This window comes from Halorubrum sp. JWXQ-INN 858 (genome assembly GCF_009806985.1).
Taxonomy (GTDB): Archaea; Halobacteriota; Halobacteria; order Halobacteriales; family Haloferacaceae; genus Halorubrum.
Genome location: NZ_WUAX01000006.1, coordinates 234,392 through 253,131 on the forward strand (window position 1 = coordinate 234,392; position 18,740 = coordinate 253,131).

Genomic DNA, 18,740 nt, shown 5'->3' on the forward strand with positions numbered 1-18,740 from the left:
GTTATACTGCTCCGGTCACGCCGGCGTATAGGAGGGCAAAAACCCCGGCAATCACGACAAGTTCGATCCAGTTCTTCTTCAATTCCTGTTTCAATAATGCTGTACGGGGCCATTCGTCGCTGATCCGTTTTCCGTCACGGCGTGCCTTCCGCTCCACACCAGCCACTGCACCCGTGACTGCTGCAGTGCCGAACGCAATCGCAACAAGTTGCCAGAGCATGGTTAAGACAGCTGCACTTCCCACGACGAAAAGGAACCCCAGCCCAAGGATCGTACCGAGAGAAGTGACGCCAATAAATGGGATGTTCCGCGTAATCGTGCTTAAAAATGAAGATCCGACCCACGCAGCGCCGGCTACGCCGCCTGCTATGAGTAAGATCATAGAGATACCGGGTTGTATGTCTGAGGCCACCATCGCTACCAGAGCGGCTAGGAAATAAGCTGATCCAGCATCAAGCGTTTTTGAAACGCTCCGCTTGATTTTGGGAGATGAGAACTTCGTATTCGTGTATATCGCGGCACCAGCGACTGCCAGAGGTGGAACGTATCTGAACGGTATTTGGCTATCAATGAGTGAGAGAGGCTGTGTTGAATTGAACCCAGTTCCACCCAAATAAATGTCCGATAGCGGAACTCCGTGAGCTCCTAAATAAAGCCACAGAGATGACTTCCATCTGGGAATGCCCGTAAAAGAACCATCAGGTGTGAGCACAGCAATAATCGCCCATCCCGCGACAAAAGCAAGTGACCCAGAAAAAAGGGCATACTTTCGATTATACCGTGTTGTATTATACACCGTTACCATAGCCCACAGTTCAATTTAGAGATGATATAAAACCAACTATCTCTGTTGAAATTTTAGAAATTTGATAGAACCACGAGCAAGGAGATCGACGGATAAATGCAAGATGCGCGCTGTGTCCCGCACAGCTATGGGAACATCTTTTGAATTGGTAAGTCTCAGCGGTCAGTACGCAGGCGTGTTCTATCGGCTAATTCAGGATCCATTTTGAGAAAATAACACTGTCTCTCATGCTGACTACAACTTCTGTGTTTAGCACGGTTGCTGGAAGCTTATCACCAATTAAGTATTACAACAGAGCCGTAGTGGTGTGAGATACTGGGAACGAACTCAGCAGGACGCCAGGATTTGTGAACAGAAAATGTTTGAATATTGTCAATAATGTCGGAATATGATCCTCGAAAACGACTCGTCTGGGCCGATCCTCCGATCCCTCGAATCCATCGCCGCTCGCACTGACAAGTGGTGGTATTTACCGATGTTGTCCGGTGTCAGTGCGTTGTTCCTGTCAGCCGTAGTTTTCTTCACGAATACGTCTGCATGGGCGTTAGAGACGTTCGTCGTCCTGTTTTTTTTGCCGACAACCGTTCTCGCGGGTCCTGCCGTCGTCTTCGACATACTCAACAAGCATACAGGATCCCTCCCACCGGGACTGTTCTTCTATCCACCTGCTTTTTTGATAGCCCTCTTCGTTGGCACGTTCCCGCTCGTCACTGTCGTCGCGGTGTATCTCCTTCTATGGGTGTGGCCTACTGGGACCGTGCTTCGTACGCTTCGGAACTGACCAGTACGGTGCCGAGTTCTCAGGTTTCAGATCGTGCTGGGGTTCGGGCCCCGTCCCGCAACGAATATCGAAACTGCCTCTCCAACTATCGGCATACCGCTTGCCGGTCCGCAGGACGTTCTACCCTCCGATCGCTGGTCGGATGGACGTCGACGACAACGAACCGCCGGGGTCGCACCGACCGATCGCCGGGGTCGCACCGGCCGATCGCCGGAGTCGCATCGACCGACGATCCCGGCACGTTCGTCGTCCCGGAACGCGCCGCCGACGCCGGGAGGCTCATTACCCGTCGGGTGGACCGCCAACGTATGAACCGTCAACCGGTTTCGCGGCGGCAGGTGAGTCCCGATGGTCGGTGAGGCGCGGACCCCCTCGGGCGACGCCGGCCCGCTCGACGGCGTCACCGTGCTCGACGCCTCGCGCGTGCTCGTCGGCCCCTTCTGTACCATGCAGCTCGGCGACCTCGGCGCGGAAGTGATCAAGATCGAGCGGCCGGGGATGGGCGACCAGACCCGGACGTTCCGGCCGCCGGCGTTCGGCGAGGGCGAGGACGCGGAAAGCGCCTACTACGTCAGCGTCAACCGGAACAAACGCTCCGTCGAGTTGAACCTCGCGAGCGAGGAGGGGCGGGCGGTGTTCCGCGACCTCGCGCGCGAGGCCGACGTGCTGGTCGAGAACTTCCGCGTCGGCAAGATGGCCGACTGGGGGCTCGATTACGGCGACCTCGTCGACGACAACCCCGGGCTGGTCTACTGTGCGATGTCGGGGTTCGGCGAGTGGGGCCCCGACCGCGACAAGCCCGCCTACGACATCATGATGCAGGCGCGCGGCGGGTTCATGTCGATCACCGGGATGGAGGACGGCCCGCCCGTCCGGATCGGCGTCGCGCTCGCGGACATCGGGGCCGGGATGTACGCCACGCAGGCGATCCTCGGCGCGCTGCTCGAGCGCGAGCTCGGCGACGGGACGGGACAGAAGATCGATATCAGCCTGCTCGACGGGCAGGCGGCGTGGACCAGCTACATGGCGACGAACTACTTCGCGAGCGGCGAAGTCCCCGGCCGCATGGGGAGCAAACACCCCAACATCGCGCCGTATCAGGCGTTCGAGACGAGCGACGGCTACGTCGTCGTCGCCTGCTCGTCGGACGCGTTCTGGCCCCGACTCTGTGAGGCGCTCGACCGGCCCGACCTGCTGGCGGACGAGCGGTTCGAGACGAACGAGAAGCGCGTCACCAACCGCCAGGCGCTCGACGCCGCGCTCGACGCGCAGTTCGCCGACCTCTCCACGGCGGCGGCGATCGACGCGCTGGAGGCCGCGGGCGTCCCGGCGAGTGACGTCCGTGACGTGGCCGAGCTGTTCGACGACCCGCAGCTGGAGGCGCGCGGGATGCGCGTCGAGGTCGACCATCCGACCGCCGGCTCCATGTCGTTCCCGGGGTCGCCGATGCACTTCTCGCGGACGCCGGCCACCGTCCGGCGACACCCGCCGTCGCTCGGTGAACACACCGACCAGGTGCTCCGCGAGTACGGCTACCGCGACGACGACCTCGATCGGCTCCGGTCGAGCGGGGCGATCCCGGACGACGACTGACCACGGTCGATAACGAGCGCCGCCCGCCGCGAACGACCACCGACCACCGCCGTCGGCCGCGGACGACTGACGACCGCGGACGACTGCCCACGGCCGCGTCGTCGCCGAGGCGATCGGCCTCGCGAGCGTCGGTCCGCCCCCGCGGATCGTGGCCTTCTATAGTCGCGCGGCGAGTTGCCACGGCCGTGAACGAGCGCGACGCCCTCCGACGACTCGCCGCCCGGCTCCCACACGCCGGCGACGACGCGGCCGTCGTCGACGGGACGGTCATCACGACGGACATGCTCCACGAGCGAACCGACTTCCCCGCTGGCACGACGCGGGACACGGCCGGCTGGCGCGCGGTCGGCGCGTCGCTGTCGGACGTCGCCGCCATGGGGGCGAGCGCGACCGCCGCGGTCGCCGTCTACGCCGACGAGACGTTCGATCCCGACGAGCTCGACCGGTTCGTCGCCGGCGCGGTCGCGGCGTGCGAGGCGGTCGACGCCGACTACGTGGGCGGCGACCTCGACACGCACACCGAGTTCACCACGGCCACGACCGCGATCGGACGGGTCACCGACGCCGGACCGGTCCGACGGTCGGGTGCGGAGCCCGGACAGGCCCTCTGTGTCACCGGCGAGTGGGGACGATCCGCGGCGGCGCTCCGGCTGTTCGACCGCGGGACGGCCACGGCCGTCGAGCGCGCGAACGACCTCTTCCGGTTCACCCCACGGATCGCCGACGGCGTCGCCCTCGCGGGGCGTGCGACCGCGATGATGGACTCCTCCGACGGGCTCGCGCGGTCGCTCCATCAGCTCGCGGAGGCGAGCGACGTGGGGTTCACGCTCGACGCGGACGCCCTCCCGGTCCATCCCGCCGTCGACGACGTCGCCGACGATCCGGCCGAGCGGTTCGACCTCGCCGCGATCTTCGGCGAGGACTTCGAGCTCGTCTGTACGGTCCCCGAGGACGCGCTCCGGGCGGCTCGCACGGCGTGTCCGGCCGGTCTCACGCGGGTCGGCTCGGTGGTCGACGCCGCGGACGCGGTCACCGTCGACGGCGAGCCGCTCCCGGACGAGGGGTACACCCACGGGTGAGCCGGCGGCTCCGACCCGCCACACCCGGACTTTTATCGCGCTTCCGACGAAGTGGTTCCAGTATGAGACACGCACAGGGGCCGCTCCTCACGGTCGATCTAACGAACCGAACCGCCACCGCCGAGTCGATCGACGACGTCCTCGCCGACTTCCCGGGCGGCCGCGGGCTCAACACCCGGCTCGCGTACGACCGGATCCCCTTCGACGTCGACCCGCTCGGGCCCGAGAACCGTCTCTATCTCTCGACGGGGCCGATGCAGTACTCGACGACGTCGTACACCGGGCGGATGTCGGCGACCGCGGTGTCGCCGCTCACGAACGGGCTGTGCTCCTCGAACGCGGGCGGGTTCCTCTCGCGCAACTTCACGGGCGCGGGGTACGCCGCGGTGGAGTTCGTCGGCGAGAGCGAGGAGCTCCTCGCGGTACACGTCCGCGAGGCCGACGCCGACGGGACGCCGAGCGTCGAGTTCGAGCCGGTCGAGGACCTCGCCGGGGCCGAGGTCTCCGCGGTCTCCGATCGCTTCGCGGAGAGCCACGACCTGGCCGCCGAGAACGTCGCGTGTATCGGCCCGGCCGGCGAGAACGGGGTCCGCTTCGCGTCGATCATGACGTCCGACACGCGCGCGTTCGGCCGCGGCGGGCTCGGGGCCGTCCTCGGCTCGAAGGGGGTCAAAGCGGTCACCTTCGACGGCGACGCGGACGCGGCGATCGACGTCGACTGGCCCGACGACGCGGGCGACGTCCACCGCGAGGCGGCCACCTCCGACAGCATCATGAAACGGCAGGGGACCGCGAGCGTCACCGAGCTGGCCAACGAGGTGAACGCGCTGCCGTCCTACTACTTCTCCGAGCGCTCCTTCGAGGGGGCCGCGGGGATCTCCGGGGACCGCGTCGAGGAGAAGAAGTACAAGAAGGGGACCTGCTCGGCGTGTGCGTTCGCCTGTAAGCTCCCGACCCGCGACGAGGCGACCGGGCTCGAGACGGAGGGCCCGGAGTTCGAGACGGTGATGGCGTTCGGCTCGAACGCCGGGATCGACGACATCGTCGACGTGATGGGGGCCAACGAGCTGTGTGACGAGCTCGGGATGGACACCATCTCCTGTGGCGACGTCGTCTCGATGTTCCTCGAGAGCGAGGACGAGTTCGGCAACGCCGAGCTGGTCCACTCGCTCGTCGAGCAGATCGCGTACCGCGAGGGCGTCGGCGACAAGCTCGCGGAGGGGGTCCACCGCGCCCACGAGGAGTTCGGCGCGGCCGACTGGAGCGTCAAGGGCTTGGAGTTCCCCGGCCACGACGGGCGAACCCTCAACGGACAGGGGCTCGCGTTCGCGACGTCGAACCGCGGAGCCGACCACATGTACGGGGAGTTCTACCCGTACGAGTACCCGCTCGTCGGCAAGGAGGACGCGCTCGAGCCGAGCGGGCTGGACGGGAAGCCGCCGAAGATCGTCGCCAAGGAGAACCGCAACGCGGTCCTCGACTCCGCGGTGATCTGTAAGTTCTCGCGCGGCGTCGTCACGGACGACCGGCTCGCGCGCCTGCTCGACGCCGACTACGAAAACCTGATCCGCATGGGCGGGCGCGTCGTCGAGTTGGAACGGGCGTTCAACAACGCCCGCGGCTTCGACCGCGACGACGACACGCTGCCGTACGTGGACGCGATAGACGGCTTCGAGGCCGGGCTCTCGGAGTATTACGAGCTCCGCGGCTGGAACGACGACGGGACCGTGCCCGGCTACGCCGACGGCGACGTGCCGGCGGTCGCCGACGACTGATCGGCGTCGGTCCGACCCCGATCCCAACGGAACCCCCGAACGATGGTCGATCAGTCGGCGACGATCGACACGCCACGGAACTCGAACCGTGCGCCGTCGCCGTCGCGTTCGCGTCCCTCACCGCCCTTCTCGTGTTGCTCGCCGTCGGGCTCCGGATGGCTGTCGTCCGCGAGCGAGACCGACCAGCCGTGTGCCCGAGCGATCTCCGAGACGATCTTCAGCCCGAACCCGGTCCCGTCGGGGGCCGTCGTGACGCCCGCCTCGAACAGGTCCTCGCGGCGCGACGGGTCGACCCCTGGCCCGTCGTCGGCGACGTAGAACCCGTCCCCGTCCGGGAGCGCGCCGACGGTGACCCGAGCGTCCTCCTCCCCGTGTTCGACCGCGTTCCGGAACAGGTTCTCGAACACCTGCGCGAGCCGGCTCCGGTCGGCGCGGACCGTCATGTCGGTCGCCATCGAGAGCGTCGCCGCCCGGGTGTCGACGCTCGCCCAGCACTCCGCGGCGAGGTCGGTGAGCGGGACGGATTCGAGCTCGTCGACCTCGTCGCCCTGGCGTGCAAGGGTCAGCATGTCGTCGACGAGCGCGGCCATGCGGTCCAAGGCGTTGGCGACCGTCCTGAGCTCGTCGCTGTCGTGTGCCTCCCGCGCCAGGTCGAGGTTTCCGGCGGCGACGTTGAGCGGGTTCCGCAGGTCGTGGCTGACGAGGCTGGCGAACTCCTCCAAGCGGTCGCGCTCGTGTTTCACCTCCGCCTCCCGGGCGCGGAGCTGGCGCTCCCGCTCGATGCGGACGAACACCATCGTGACGGTCGCACCCCACAGCCGGGCGACCGTCCGGTCGGCCTCGTCGAACCCCTCCGGCTCCGTCGAGCCGACGGTCAACACGCCGTACCGGCCGAGCGGGACGTGGAGCTCGCTCCGGATCGGCGTCTCGGGGTTGTACCGGTCGGGGTCGCCGTGCGTGTCGGCGACGTATCGCGGGTCGCCGGCCTCGAAGACGTCCCACGCGATGCTCCCCGTGCCGGCCTCGAACGTCGGGTGGTCGCCGACGACGTCGACGGCCGCGTCGGTCCACGCGGCCGGGACGAGCGCGTCGACGTCGTCGTCGTACAGCCAGATCGCCGCGATCGGGAGCCCGAGGACGTCGTTGACGTAGTCGACGGCCGCCGCCGCGCCCAGCTCCCTGTCGGTCGTCTTCAACAGCTCCTGGGTGGCCTGGTGGAGCGCGGCGAGCGTTCGGGTCCGGCGGGTGAGCGCCGCCTCCCGTTCCCGCTCCTCGCGGACGTCGATCACGGTCGCGACGATCACCGTCTCGCCGTCGCGCTCGACGGGGCCGAGGCTGATCGTCACGGGGATCTCGGTGCCGTCGGCGCGGCGCGCGTACAGGTCCAAGCCCGTCCCCATCGGTCGGGGTTGGGGGTCGCGCATGTACGCCTCGCGCATGGCCGCGTGCGGCTCGCGGTCGGGCGCGTTGAGGAGCGTCTCGACCGAGTCGCCCTCCAGGTCGTCGGGGTCGTACCCCAACACCGCCTCGACGTGCCGGTTCGCGAACCGAACGGTCCCCGCGCCGTCGACGACGAGGACGGCGTCCGGAAGCGCGTCGAGCACTTCCCGGAGCGCTTCCATGGTCACTCTTCGCTCGCGTCGTGGACGTGCCCGCATTCGGGACAGCGGACCTCCTCGCCGCGGAGGTCGGCGGACGACTCGCGGACCTCGCGCATCACCGCCGAGATCCGGTCCTCCGCGTCGAGCTCGTCGGCGACCGCGAGGTCGACGCCCTCCACCTCGAGGAGGAACTTCGCCACCTCGGTCACCTCGTACATCATCTCGTCTACGTCCTCCGCCGTGAAGAAGCCGGACATCGCGCCGTAGAGGAACGTCGCGCCCGACTTCGTCACCTTCTCCTCGAAGGAGTAGCGGGCCTGGTTGACCGCCTGTGGGGTGTACGTGTCCGTCATGAACGGGACGAGCTCGGGGAGGTTCTCGCCGATCTTCGTCATCTCGACGCCCGTCTCCGTCCGGAAGTCAGCACAGAGCCGGGCGATCGCCCACTCCCGTGCCGTGACGTACGTCCGGTCGCGGAGGAACTCGTTGACGCGCTCGTAGCTCGCGCCGTCCATCTTCTTGAACCGCTCGTACTTGCGGACGTCCGGCGGGAGGTCGTTCGACGCGTCCGCGTCGACCGGCCCGTCGTCGGCGGGTGCGGTCGTCTCCCCGGTTTCGACGTTGCCGTCGGGTGCGGTCGTCTTCCCGGCCTCGGCGTCGGTCGACGCCGCAGTCGCTTCCGTCCCGTCCGAGGCCGTCGAGGGGTCGGTCACGTCCTGCCCCTCGTCCTCGTTCGAGGGCGTCGGCGCTTCCGCCTTCTCCTTCCCCTCCGCTTCTTCGGGCCGGTGCGCCGGGGGCTCGTCGTCGGAGGCGCCCGCCGCGGGGCCGGACTGGTCGCTCATGCACGCAGTGTTCCGACGCGCGGTCAAAAGGGTTGCCGGTCGGGGGCGACCCGACGCCGAACCCTTTTTACCACGCCGGTGGACGTGGGGTTCATGAAGGTACTCTGCGGGATCGGCGGCACCGACGACTCCCTGCGTGCGCTCGAGCGGAGCGTCGACCGGGCGGCCGTGGCCGACGACGACCTCACGATCGCCGTCCTCGACAACCCCGACTCGACCCGGACGCCGGACGACCTCGTCGAGCGGGCGGCGGCGGCGGTCGAGTCGGCCGGCATCGACGCCGAGGTCCGTCGCGTCGACGGCGATCCGGGGAGCCGGCTCATCGAGATCGCCGAGGACGAGGGGTTCGACGAGATCGTCCTCGGCGGCGGCCAGACCAGTCCCATGGGGAAGATCACGATCGGGTCGATCGCGGAGTTCGTCCTGTTGAACGCCAAGACGTCCGTGACGCTGGTGAGATGACGGGACGACGCTTCCCGGAGACGGTCGCCGGCGCGTTCCCCGACGTCCCGGTCCCGTTCGTCGACGCCGCCGGACGCGACGTCGAGATCCGCGCGTACGACGGCTCGGACGGGGCCCGCGAGGCGCTCGTGGCGATGTACGACTCGTTCGACCCCGCCGACCGCGCGCAGGGGATCCCGCCCGGCGGCGACGAGCGGATCCGCGAGTGGCTGGAGACGATCCTCGCCGCCGACTGCCTCAACGTGCTCGCGTGGTGTGGCGACGAGGTCGCCGGACACGCGACGCTCGTCCCGGACGACGAGGCGTACGAGCTCGCGATCTTCGTCCACCAGGACTACCAGGAGGCCGGCATCGGCACCCGCCTCATTAAGGGGCTCCTCGGGTACGGGCGGGCGGCCGGCGTCGAGAAGGTGTGGCTCACCGTCGAGCGCTGGAACCACGCCGCCGTGTCGCTGTACAAGAAGATCGGCTTCGAGACCTCCGACGCGGAGAGCTTCGAGATGGAGATGTCGCTGCGGTTGAACGAGTCGGCCGACGGCGAGGCGTAGCGTTCGAGCGGGGAGCCAGCGACGCTTTTAGCGCGTCCGGCGGGCGCGCCACGCGGAGGGTACGTGGTGGAGGGCGTTTGTCTCCGGTTTGAGGTGACGTCGTCCTCGCCCCTCACGCTCCGGCTGCTCGACCCGGCTCGCGACGAGCGACGTGGCGACCAGTCCGACGACGAGCACGAACGGGGCGCTCGTGGGTCCGTCGTCCGTGAACGCGGATCCGGCCGGCTCCTTAAAAACGGCTCCACTGAGATCGTCTGCGAGTGGGGTAGAAACGGTTGTTGAAGCGAGGGCGACGACGATCACGCCGAAAGGGACCGCCAAAGTCCCGCAAGCGAACCGCACCGCACCTCACACCTCCCCAGCCTCGTCGTGACGGCCTTAAAAGGCCGTCACGACTCCCTCGCGCTCCGTTCGCGCCCGACGGGCGCGAACGGGCGCGCCACCGCACCGCAGCTCTGCTGATAAACGACATCGACACCGAACACCGTCTCTTTTAAGCGGAAACGTGTCCAAAGAACACGGTTCTAACGGAGGATTGACACCTTAAAAACGAGGACGAGTGACCGAACGCCGAGGGGCCGGTCAGACGGAGAGGACGGGCTGGCTCGCGTAAAGGAGCACGTACTCCGCCGCCTTCTCGAGCACCTCCACGGGGCCGCCGGTGACCGGCTCGCGCGGGACGACGATGAAGTCCGCGTCCAGGTCCTCGGCGGTGTCGAGGACGACGCTGCCGGGGTGGACGGTCTTCACCTTCGTGGAGAAGCCGTACGCGATGGAGTTGCCGTGCGGGACGCCGGCGGCCTCCGCGCGCTCGATCACGGAGTCGGTGAACGACTCGGTGTCGTCGGCCACGTCGGCCTCGTCGATCGCGCCCGTCTCGATCGCCCGGACGACGTCCTCGCCGAGGACGTAGAGGGCGTGCACGCTCGCGTCGTACTCGTTGGCGACGGCGATGGCGTAGTCGACTGCCTCGTGTGACTCCTCGCTGCCGTCGACGGGCACGAGGACGAGGTCGATGTCGAGGTCGGTCATACCGGAGCAGTCGACGCCGGAGTTGAAAAACCCCGCTGTGTAACGGTTCTTCCCGATCCGGCGGTCAGTGACGGAACAGGTGGACCGCGTCGCCGTCGCGCAGGAGACAGAACGGCGCGCCGTCGGCGGCGGGGAACCGGGTCCCGACCCGCCGGGTCGTGAACAGCCGCGCGAACGGCTCCGCACACACCGGACAGGGGACGTCCCCCCGGTTCGCCCACAGGCGCGTCCGGCCGTCGTCCCGAAGCTGCTTGAGCGCGTGCCGGTGCTCGTGGACGTCGAAGCCGGTCATGGCTGGGGGTTCCCGCTCTTGCTTATAAACGTGTGGCTCCGCGTCTCACGCGTGGATCCGCGTGTCGGTTCCTCGCGTCCGCCGTCAACCGCCCCTGACCCATCGGCCCATCGTCCCATCGGCCTGCTACAGCTCGGCCTCGGCGAGCCCCTCGCGCGCGGCGTCCAAGGCCTCCGGGTCACCGGTCCGAACGTACTCCCCGACCGCGTCGGCGGCGTCGACGAGCGCGTCGGCGACCGCGGGGTCGACGTCCCCCTGTAGGGCTTCGACGCGGTTGGTCCGGTCGCGGAGCCGCTCGAGGAGCTCCCTGGCCGGGTCGATCCGGGAATGCGGGTCGTCCCCTTCGACCGTCACGGACCGGTCGTCGCGGTCGTCGCGGTTGCCGCGGTCGTCGCGGTCGTCGTGGTCGCCGCGGTCCTCGTCGGACGACAGCTCCTCGAGGAACGTGAGGAGGTCCTCCCGGTACGCCGACACCGACTGCGCCGCGGCCAGCCCGCGCGCGCCGTACAGCGCCGTCGGAACGTCGCCGGGCGCGGGGCGGTCACCGGCCTCGGCCCCGGCGAGCAGCGCGAGGAGGTACTCCCGGTCGGGGTCGGTCGGGTCGCGCAGCCGATCGTAGGCGTCGACCGCCTCCAACAGCTCCCGCGCCGCGAGGTACGTCGCGTCCAGCGGGCGGAGTTCGCCGCCCCGAACGAACCCCCGCTTGCGGACGTACGCTCGGAGGTCGCGTTTCAGTTCGTCGACGCCGCCCGACGGGAGCGTCCCGCGCGCCTCCCCGAACCGCGTGCGGTGGGCCGTGAGGTCGAGGTCGACGGGGGCGTCCGTGTGCGTCGTCCGGCCGCCGACCCCGACGCTCCGGAGGCTGTCACAGTCGGGGCAGGCGACGCTGCCCGTCCCGTAGTAGGACCACCGGGCCCCACAGTCCCGACACTCGCGTTCGCCGCGGACCTTCATACCACGGGGTTGTCCCCGTCCGCGCTAAAGGGCTGTGGGTCCACGCGAAGGAGTCGACCGATCCGGTCGCCGGCCCCGATCCGGTCGCCGGCCCCGATCCGGTCGCTGGCCCGATCCGGTCGCCGACCCCGCCGATCCCCAGCCGGGCTCGACCCCGATCCCCGGGCGCGGACTTTTATATCCGATCCCGAAGAACGCCCGCACATGACGTGGCACGCCGTCGACGCCGTCGACGACGCGGTCGGCGCGACTCGCCGGTTCCTCTTCCCGTTCAGCGTCGTCCGCTGGACGAAACTCGTCCTGCTCGTCCTCCTGATGGGCGGGGCGGGGGCGAACGTCTCGGTTCCGCCGCTCCCGGTCGGGGAACGCGCCGCCGAACGCCTCGATGCCGACGGGCTCGCGGGCGTCGCGACGGACCCGTTCGCGGGCGTCTCACCGAGTATCGTCGCCGGCATCGTCGCCGCGACCGTCGCCCTCGCGATCGTGTTCTCGGTGGCGTCGCTGTCGCTCCGGCTCGTCTTCTACGACGCGCTCCGGACGAACGAGGTCCGACTGCGTGGACCGTTCGTCCGCCGGCTCCGACAGGCGGCCGGTCTCTTCGCCTTCTCGCTCGGCCTCGGGCTCCTGCTCGGCGGGCCGTTCGCGCTCGCGGCGGCGGCGAGCGAGCGGTCGCTCGTCGGGGTCGAGACGCTGCCGCCCGCGGCGATCGCGGCCCTCGCGCTCTGCGGGGCCGTCCTCGTCGTCGCCGTGCTGGCGGCGCTCCGGGCGACCTACGAGTTCGTCGTCCCGGTGATGGTGCGCCGCGACGACGGCGTCATCGCCGCGTGGCGGCGCTTCTGGCCGACGCTACGGGCGTCGTGGACCGGTTTCCTCGTCTACCTCGTCGTCCACTTCTTCCTCGCGCTCGGCGTCGCGATCGCGGAGACGGTCGTCCTCCTCGTGGTCGGCGGCACCGTGCTCGTGCTCGCGGCCGTCGCGCTCGTCGTCGCCGCCGGTCTGCTCGGCGGGCTCGCGGCGCTCACGGGGACCGCTGCGGGGATCGCCGCGACGGTCGCCGTGGCGCTCGTCGCGGTCACGACGCTCCTCGTCGTCCTGTTGCCCGTCCGGCTGTTGACCCGCACGTACCTCGTCGCCTACGAGGTCGCCACGCTCGGCGGGATCGACCCCGACCTCGCCCTGCTGGCTCCCGCGATCGACCCGACGACGGAGGCGGTGGCGGACGGATCGACGACGGACGAATCGACGACGGACGGATCGACGACGGACGGATCGACGACGGACGGGCCGTGACGGCGAGTCGACCCCTCACGACGGATCGTGGACCGACGCCGGCGGAGCGGACGACGGAGATGACAACGAAGCGGCGTGAAACCGGAAGAATCGGCGGCGGTGTTCGACGATCGTCGTCGGTAACGATCGACGGGTTCGGATAGCTTTTTACCCTCTTCGTGAAACGCGTAACACATGGGACTAGACGACGACGCGAGGGAGTATCACCGGCGGGACCCGCCGGGGAAGATCGAGATCTCGACGACGAAGCCGACGAACACGCAGCGTGACCTCTCGCTCGCCTACTCGCCGGGCGTCGCGGCCCCGTGTCTCGACATCGCCGAGGACCCGGAGGCGGCGTTCGAGTACACGGCGAAGGGGAACCTCGTCGCCGTCGTCTCGAACGGGTCGGCCGTGCTCGGGCTCGGCGACATCGGTGCGCAGGCGTCGAAACCCGTCATGGAGGGGAAGGGCGTGCTGTTCAAGCGCTTCGCCGACATCGACGTGTTCGACATCGAGCTCGACATCGACGAGGTCGAGCCGTTCTGTACGGCCGTCTCCGCGATGGAGCCGACGTTCGGCGGGATCAACCTCGAGGACATCAAGGCCCCCGAGTGTTTCGAGATCGAGGAGCGCCTCCGCGAGGAGATGGACATCCCCGTCTTCCACGACGACCAGCACGGCACCGCGATCATCTCCGGTGCGGCGCTTCTCAACGCGGCCGACGTCGTCGACAAGGAGCTCGCCGACCTCGAGATCGTCTTCTCCGGCGCGGGCGCGTCGGCGCTCGCCAGCGCGCGGTTTTACGTCTCGCTCGGCGTGAAGCCCGAGAACATCACGATGTGTGACTCCTCGGGGATCATCACGACCGCCCGCGCCGACGCGGGCGAGGTCAACGAGTACAAACGCGACTTCGCGCGCGACGTCGAGGGCGGCGACCTCGCGGACGCGATCGCTGGCGCGGACGTCTTCGTCGGCCTCTCGGTCGGCGGGATCGTCTCCCAGGAGATGGTCCGGTCGATGGCCGACGACCCGATCATCTTCGCGATGGCGAACCCGGACCCCGAGATCACCTACGAGGACGCCAAGTCCGCCCGCGACGACACCGTGATCATGGCGACGGGCCGCTCGGACTACCCGAACATGGTGAACAACGTGCTGGGCTTCCCGTTCCTCTTCCGGGGCGCGCTCGACGTGCGCGCGACCGAGATCAACGAGGAGATGAAGACCGCCGCCGCCGAGGCGCTCGCGGAACTCGCCCGCAAGGACGTCCCTGACGCGGTCGTGAAGGCGTACGGCGACGACCCGCTCCAGTTCGGCCCCGACTACGTGATCCCGAAGCCGCTCGACCCGCGCGTGCTGTTCGAGGTCGCCCCGAAGGTCGCCGAGGCCGCGATGGACTCCGGCTGTGCGCGGAGCGAGATCGACGCGGAACGGTACCGCGAGCGGCTCGAGGCCCGGCTCGGCAAGTCCCGCGAGATGATGCGCGTCGTGTTGAACAAGGCGAAAAGCGACCCGAAACGGATCGCGCTCGCGGAGGGGACCGACGAGAAGATGATCCGCGCCGCCTACCAGATCGCCGAACAGGGGATCGCGGAGCCCGTCCTTCTCGGCGACGCGGAGTCCATCCGGGGGACCGCCCGCCGGCTCGGGCTCACGTTCGACCCCGAGATCGTCGACCCCGACGAGCGGGACGTCACCGCCTACGGCGATCAGCTCTACGACCTCCGCAAGCGGAAGGGCATCACCCGCCGGGAGGCCGGCGAGCTCGTCCAGCGTGACACGAACTACCTCGGGAGCGTGATGGTGAAAGCCGGCGACGCCGACGCGCTGTTGACCGGACTCACCCACCACTACCCGTCCGCGCTCCGGCCGCCGCTACAGGTGATCGGGTCGGCCGAGGACACCGACACGGTCGCCGGCGTCTACATGCTGACGTTCAAGAACCGGGTCGTCTTCTGTGCGGACACCACGGTCAATCAGGACCCGGATGCAGAAACCCTCGCGGAGATCACCCGCCACACCGCGGAGCTCGCGCGCCGGTTCAACGTCGAGCCGCGCGCCGCGATGCTGTCGTACTCGAACTTCGGCAGCGTCGACAACGCGGGGACGCGGCAGTCGCGCGACGCGGTGTCGCTGCTCCACGACGACCCGGCGGTCGACTTCCCGGTCGACGGCGAGATGCAGGCCGACACCGCGGTCGTCGAGGAGATCCTCACGGGGACCTACGACTTCTCCGACCTCGACGAGGCGGCGAACGTCCTCGTCTTCCCGAACCTCGAGTCCGGCAACATCGGGTACAAGCTCCTCCAGCGGCTCGGCGGGGCCGAGGCCATCGGGCCGATGCTCGTCGGGATGGACGAGCCCGTCCACGTCCTCCAGCGCGGCGACGAAGTGAAGGACATCGTCAACCTCGCGGGCGTCGCCGTCGTCGACGCACAGGAATAAGCGGCGCTCGGGCTCTCCGAGGAGTCCTCGACTCGGAACCCGCGATCGAACCTCAGAACCCGCGCTCGAACTCGAGCGGCTCGGACACGGTGTAGTACGGACCGCCCAGCCGCCCGACGGTGTCGACCTTTCGGGAGTCGATCTTCCCGTCGGTCAACACGTCCTCGTCGACGTGGTAGTGACGGACGTCGCCGAGGATCATCACCTTGTCGTACACCTCGATCGCGTCGTAGAGGGTACACTCCATCGTGACGACGGCGTCGGCCACCCGCGGCGGATCGATGTGTCGGCAGTCCGCCCGCTCGACGCCCGCGGCCTCGAACTCGCTCTCGTCGGGGGCGAGCCGCTCGGAGGTCCGGTCCATCCGCTCGATGAACGCCTCGGTGACGACGTTCACGGCGAACTCCTCGGTGTCCACCGCGTTCCGGGCCGTGTCCTTCATCCGTCCGGACGCCTCGCTCGGCGAGTTGAACACGAGAACCGGCTGGCTCGACCCGACGTAGTTGTACGAGCTGAACGGCGCGAGGTTCTCGTTGCCGTCGGCGTCGACCGTGCTTATCCAGGCGATCGGTCGTGGAGTGACGGCGGTCTTGATCAGCCGCGCGTTCTCGTCGCGGTCCAGGGTGTCGGCGCTGAGTTCGGGCATCGTGACCCGGGGTTGGACGGACCGACGCTAAAAGGTCGCCCTTCAGGCAGGGAACCGCCGGGAATCGCCTCGAATCGTCCCGACCCGTTTCGACCCGTTTCGACTCATTTCGACTCGTCTCGACTCATCTCGAATCGCCGCCGGGAGGCTCCCGCTCGGTCAGGGGTGGAACTCGTCCTCGTACTCCTCCTCGTCGTCCCCCTCGTCGGGCGGCACGAGGTGGCCGGTAAGCAGGAAGCTCACGACGAACAGCACGATGAAGCCGACCCCGACGGCGGCGGTCGTCCGGACGACGAACGGCCACTCCATCCAGAGGAAGTAGCGGTCCGCGATCATCATGGCGACGATCGCGACGACGATCGCCTTCTGCTCGTCGGTCGGGTTCGTCACAACCTGTTTGAGGTCGGCTTTGATCTCCGCGAGGAGTCCGGCCATGGTCAGCGTTCCTCCTCGTCGCGAATGACGCGGCGGACCCGCGCGAGCCCCTCCTCGAGCTCCGCCGTCGGGAGGCCGAACCCGATCCGGAACCGGCCGGGATAGCCGAACAACCCGCCCGGCGCGAGCACGACGCTCGCCTCCTCGGCGACGGTTCGACAGAACGCCTCCGCGTCCGCGAAGCCGTCCGGCACCGTCACGAAGCCGTTGACGCCCACCGGCTCGTACCAGTCGAGCCCCATCCGGTCGATCCAGTCGACGACCAGCGTGCGGTGTTCGTGCGCGAGGTCGCGGTTCTCCTGGAGGATCCGCCGTTCGCGCCGCCCGAGCGCCTGCTTCGCGACGTGCTGATCGATCAGCCCCGGCGAGATGGTGGTGTAGTCCTTCCACTCCCAGGCGCGCTCGACGACGGGCTCGGGGCCGGCCAGCCAGCCGAACCGCAGCCCCGCGAGCCCGTACGCCTTGGTGAGACTCGTCGTCGAGATCCCGTGGCTCCCGAAGCTCGCGACCGGCGGCAGCGGGTCCTCAGCGAGCAGGCGGTACACCTCGTCACACAGCAGGTACGCGTCGTGCTCGACGGCGACGTCGTACACCGCGCGCATGACCGTCTCGTCGTGGTACCGGCCGGTCGGGTTGTTGGGGTTGTTGACGACGATGACGGCGGTGTCGTCGCGGACCGCCTCGGCGACCGCGTCCGGATCGAGCGTCCACGTGGGCTCCTCGAGCTCGACGCGCGTCACCTCGCCGAACGCCGCCGGGACCGCGTGCAGGGCCTGATACGTCGGGGTGACGACGACGGCGTGCGAGCCGGAGCCGGTGGTGGACCCTTCGCCACCCGGTGCGGCGTCGCTCGCGAGCAGCGCGAGGAACGCGAGGAAGTTCGCCTCCTGTGTGCCACACGTGAACAGCACCTCGTCGGCGCTGCGTCCGTATCGCTCGCCGACGTCGGCCCGGAGCTTCGGGTCGCCGTTCGTCGGGATGACGTAACCGAGCGCCCCCGGGTCGAGGTCGAACCGGTCGGCCTCGAGCGACCGGATCCCGCTTTCGGCCAGCATGACGTCGGCCTCGTGTTCGTACTCCGCGAACCAGCGTTCGAGGCCGAACGGCTCGATGTGCATACCGAACGTCCGGGTGGCGACAGGTTAGATGCTACGGTCCCGCTCGAAGCGTCGGTCGCCGATCGACGGTCGACCGTCGTCCCGAGCCCGGCCGAACGAGGACTACTGGAGCCCTTCGAACTCCGCCGCAGACACGAGCGCCGCGACGTCGTCGAGCTCGAGCGTTTCGAGCACCGCGGCCGCGTCGCCGTCGACCAACAGCGCCCCCGCCTGGACGCTGCTGTCCGCCACGGCGAGCCCGTCGATGTCCACCACGTGCTCCTCGACGGCGGCGGTCGCGCCCTCCAACGCCTCGAGCTGGGCCTCCTGGAACTCGGCCTGCGCCTCCTCCTGATCGATCTCCTCGTCCTGCAGCCGCTCCTGGATGTCGGCCTCCCGTTCCGCCATCCGATCGTCGATGTCGACCGCGACCGTGGCGGCGGCCTCGCCGCTCGGGGTCGTCCCGCTCGTGTCATCGTCGCCCTCCCCGTCACCGGAGGCGGGGGCGTCCTCCCCGCCGTCGGTAGGCGCGTCCTCGTCCCCATCGAGCGCGCTACAGCCGGCGAGCGAGAGGGCGGTGCCGGTCGCTGCGACCTCCAGTACGCGTCGTCGCGGTGTCTCGACCATACCTGGGCTTCGAGCGCGGAGACAAGGGCCTTGTGTTGTTTCCCACGCGCCCGGAGCCGGGCGCTCGGACTCTCGGACTCCCGGGATCCCGCGGGATCCGCCTCTCTGTGTCCCGTCGGTCCGATCCTCCGAACCCCGTCGGTCCGTCCCCTCGTATCCCGTCGACACCGACTCGTTCACGATCGTGTCCTCCCGACGATCGAGCGGCTCACGAAGGACGGCCCGAACAGGAGACGTTACCGGGGGAAGCGGGACGCCGTCCGGTCGACGCCTCGGCGGGACCACTCACGAGACGCGATCACGACCGGCGTGGGCTATCATTACAACTATCATACCAATTCACTCGGATCACCACTTTTCGGAGCGAACGGATCCGTTCTCGTCGGCCGTGAAAAGTCGTATAGAACCATTACCGGCTCGTTCGAAAATCGGTTACGAGAATGAAAAACGCGTG

The 18,740-nt window shown here is 68.4% G+C and carries 18 protein-coding genes; 8 read left to right on the plus strand and 10 right to left on the minus strand.

Annotation, left to right across the window (positions count from 1 at the left end; all coding sequences use genetic code 11):
* Position 1 precedes the first annotated feature (1 nt).
* Positions 2–805, minus strand: coding sequence for a hypothetical protein (locus GRS48_RS04495; protein WP_159483959.1), 804 nt, complete (start codon positions 803–805; stop codon positions 2–4).
* A 388-nt stretch (positions 806–1,193) separates the two neighbouring features.
* Between GRS48_RS04495 and GRS48_RS04500 the strand changes: the two genes are divergently transcribed.
* The 4 genes from GRS48_RS04500 (at position 1,194) to GRS48_RS04515 (ending at position 6,033) form a co-directional block, all read left to right on the plus strand.
* On the plus strand, positions 1,194–1,586 hold the full coding sequence (locus GRS48_RS04500) for a hypothetical protein (RefSeq protein ID WP_159483961.1): 393 nt from the start codon (positions 1,194–1,196) through the stop codon (positions 1,584–1,586).
* A 348-nt stretch (positions 1,587–1,934) separates the two neighbouring features.
* Positions 1,935–3,179, plus strand: a complete 1,245-nt coding sequence (locus GRS48_RS04505; protein ID WP_159483963.1) for a CaiB/BaiF CoA-transferase family protein — start codon at positions 1,935–1,937, stop codon at positions 3,177–3,179.
* 185 nt (positions 3,180–3,364) lie between these two features.
* Positions 3,365–4,258 carry a thiamine-phosphate kinase gene (gene thiL, locus GRS48_RS04510; RefSeq protein ID WP_321168291.1) on the plus strand — a complete coding sequence of 298 codons (894 nt, stop codon included), beginning with the start codon at positions 3,365–3,367 and terminating at the stop codon, positions 4,256–4,258.
* A gap of 62 nt (positions 4,259–4,320) precedes the next feature.
* A complete protein-coding gene (locus GRS48_RS04515; protein WP_159483965.1) occupies positions 4,321–6,033 on the plus strand; it encodes an aldehyde ferredoxin oxidoreductase family protein in 1,713 nt (570 codons plus the stop codon).
* 50 nt (positions 6,034–6,083) lie between these two features.
* Here the strand turns inward: GRS48_RS04515 and GRS48_RS04520 are convergent, their stop codons facing one another.
* Both GRS48_RS04520 and GRS48_RS04525 read right to left on the minus strand, forming a co-directional pair.
* Positions 6,084–7,655 carry a PAS domain S-box protein gene (locus GRS48_RS04520; RefSeq protein ID WP_159483967.1) on the minus strand — a complete coding sequence of 524 codons (1,572 nt, stop codon included), beginning with the start codon at positions 7,653–7,655 and terminating at the stop codon, positions 6,084–6,086.
* Positions 7,656–7,657: 2 nt separating this feature from the next.
* Positions 7,658–8,476: a DUF5806 family protein gene (locus GRS48_RS04525; protein ID WP_159483969.1), complete on the minus strand. Its 819-nt coding sequence runs from the start codon at positions 8,474–8,476 to the stop codon at positions 7,658–7,660.
* A gap of 93 nt (positions 8,477–8,569) precedes the next feature.
* On the opposite strand from GRS48_RS04525, the gene GRS48_RS04530 reads away from it, so the two are divergent.
* Together GRS48_RS04530 and GRS48_RS04535 are read left to right on the plus strand one after the other, a co-directional pair.
* Positions 8,570–8,938: a universal stress protein gene (locus tag GRS48_RS04530; protein WP_159483971.1), complete on the plus strand. Its 369-nt coding sequence runs from the start codon at positions 8,570–8,572 to the stop codon at positions 8,936–8,938.
* Complete coding sequence (locus tag GRS48_RS04535) at positions 8,935–9,486, plus strand: GNAT family N-acetyltransferase (protein WP_159483973.1); 552 nt, start codon at positions 8,935–8,937, stop codon at positions 9,484–9,486. The genes GRS48_RS04530 and GRS48_RS04535 overlap by 4 nt, the downstream gene beginning before the upstream one ends.
* 582 nt (positions 9,487–10,068) lie before the next feature.
* On the opposite strand, the gene GRS48_RS04540 is transcribed toward GRS48_RS04535, so the two are convergent.
* The 3 genes from GRS48_RS04540 to GRS48_RS04550 all read right to left on the minus strand — a co-directional run bounded on the left by GRS48_RS04540 (position 10,069) and on the right by GRS48_RS04550 (position 11,764).
* Positions 10,069–10,518, minus strand: coding sequence for a universal stress protein (locus GRS48_RS04540; protein ID WP_159483975.1), 450 nt, complete (start codon positions 10,516–10,518; stop codon positions 10,069–10,071).
* Positions 10,519–10,582: 64 nt separating this feature from the next.
* Positions 10,583–10,810, minus strand: coding sequence for a flagella cluster protein (locus tag GRS48_RS04545; RefSeq protein ID WP_159483977.1), 228 nt, complete (start codon positions 10,808–10,810; stop codon positions 10,583–10,585).
* Positions 10,811–10,936: 126 nt separating this feature from the next.
* Positions 10,937–11,764 carry a hypothetical protein gene (locus GRS48_RS04550; protein WP_159483979.1) on the minus strand — a complete coding sequence of 276 codons (828 nt, stop codon included), beginning with the start codon at positions 11,762–11,764 and terminating at the stop codon, positions 10,937–10,939.
* Positions 11,765–11,968: 204 nt separating this feature from the next.
* Between GRS48_RS04550 and GRS48_RS04555 the strand changes: the two genes are divergently transcribed.
* Together GRS48_RS04555 and GRS48_RS04560 are read left to right on the plus strand one after the other, a co-directional pair.
* Positions 11,969–13,054 carry a hypothetical protein gene (locus tag GRS48_RS04555; RefSeq protein WP_200840205.1) on the plus strand — a complete coding sequence of 362 codons (1,086 nt, stop codon included), beginning with the start codon at positions 11,969–11,971 and terminating at the stop codon, positions 13,052–13,054.
* Between the two features lie 174 nt (positions 13,055–13,228).
* The gene (locus GRS48_RS04560; protein ID WP_159483981.1) at positions 13,229–15,481 is read left to right on the plus strand and encodes an NADP-dependent malic enzyme; all 2,253 of its coding nucleotides are present in this window, start codon (positions 13,229–13,231) and stop codon (positions 15,479–15,481) included.
* A 52-nt stretch (positions 15,482–15,533) separates the two neighbouring features.
* On the opposite strand, the gene GRS48_RS04565 is transcribed toward GRS48_RS04560, so the two are convergent.
* The 4 genes from GRS48_RS04565 to GRS48_RS04580 form a co-directional block, all read right to left on the minus strand.
* Positions 15,534–16,127 carry a flavin reductase family protein gene (locus GRS48_RS04565; RefSeq protein WP_159483983.1) on the minus strand — a complete coding sequence of 198 codons (594 nt, stop codon included), beginning with the start codon at positions 16,125–16,127 and terminating at the stop codon, positions 15,534–15,536.
* Positions 16,128–16,286: 159 nt separating this feature from the next.
* Positions 16,287–16,562 (minus strand): hypothetical protein, encoded by a 276-nt coding sequence (locus GRS48_RS04570; RefSeq protein WP_159483985.1) that lies wholly within the window; start codon positions 16,560–16,562, stop codon positions 16,287–16,289.
* A gap of 2 nt (positions 16,563–16,564) precedes the next feature.
* Entirely contained in the window at positions 16,565–17,680 is a 1,116-nt protein-coding gene (locus GRS48_RS04575) for an aminotransferase class I/II-fold pyridoxal phosphate-dependent enzyme (protein ID WP_159483987.1), read from the minus strand.
* Between the two features lie 102 nt (positions 17,681–17,782).
* Complete coding sequence (locus GRS48_RS04580; protein ID WP_159483989.1) at positions 17,783–18,286, minus strand: hypothetical protein; 504 nt, start codon at positions 18,284–18,286, stop codon at positions 17,783–17,785.
* Between the last annotated feature and the right edge of the window lie 454 nt (positions 18,287–18,740).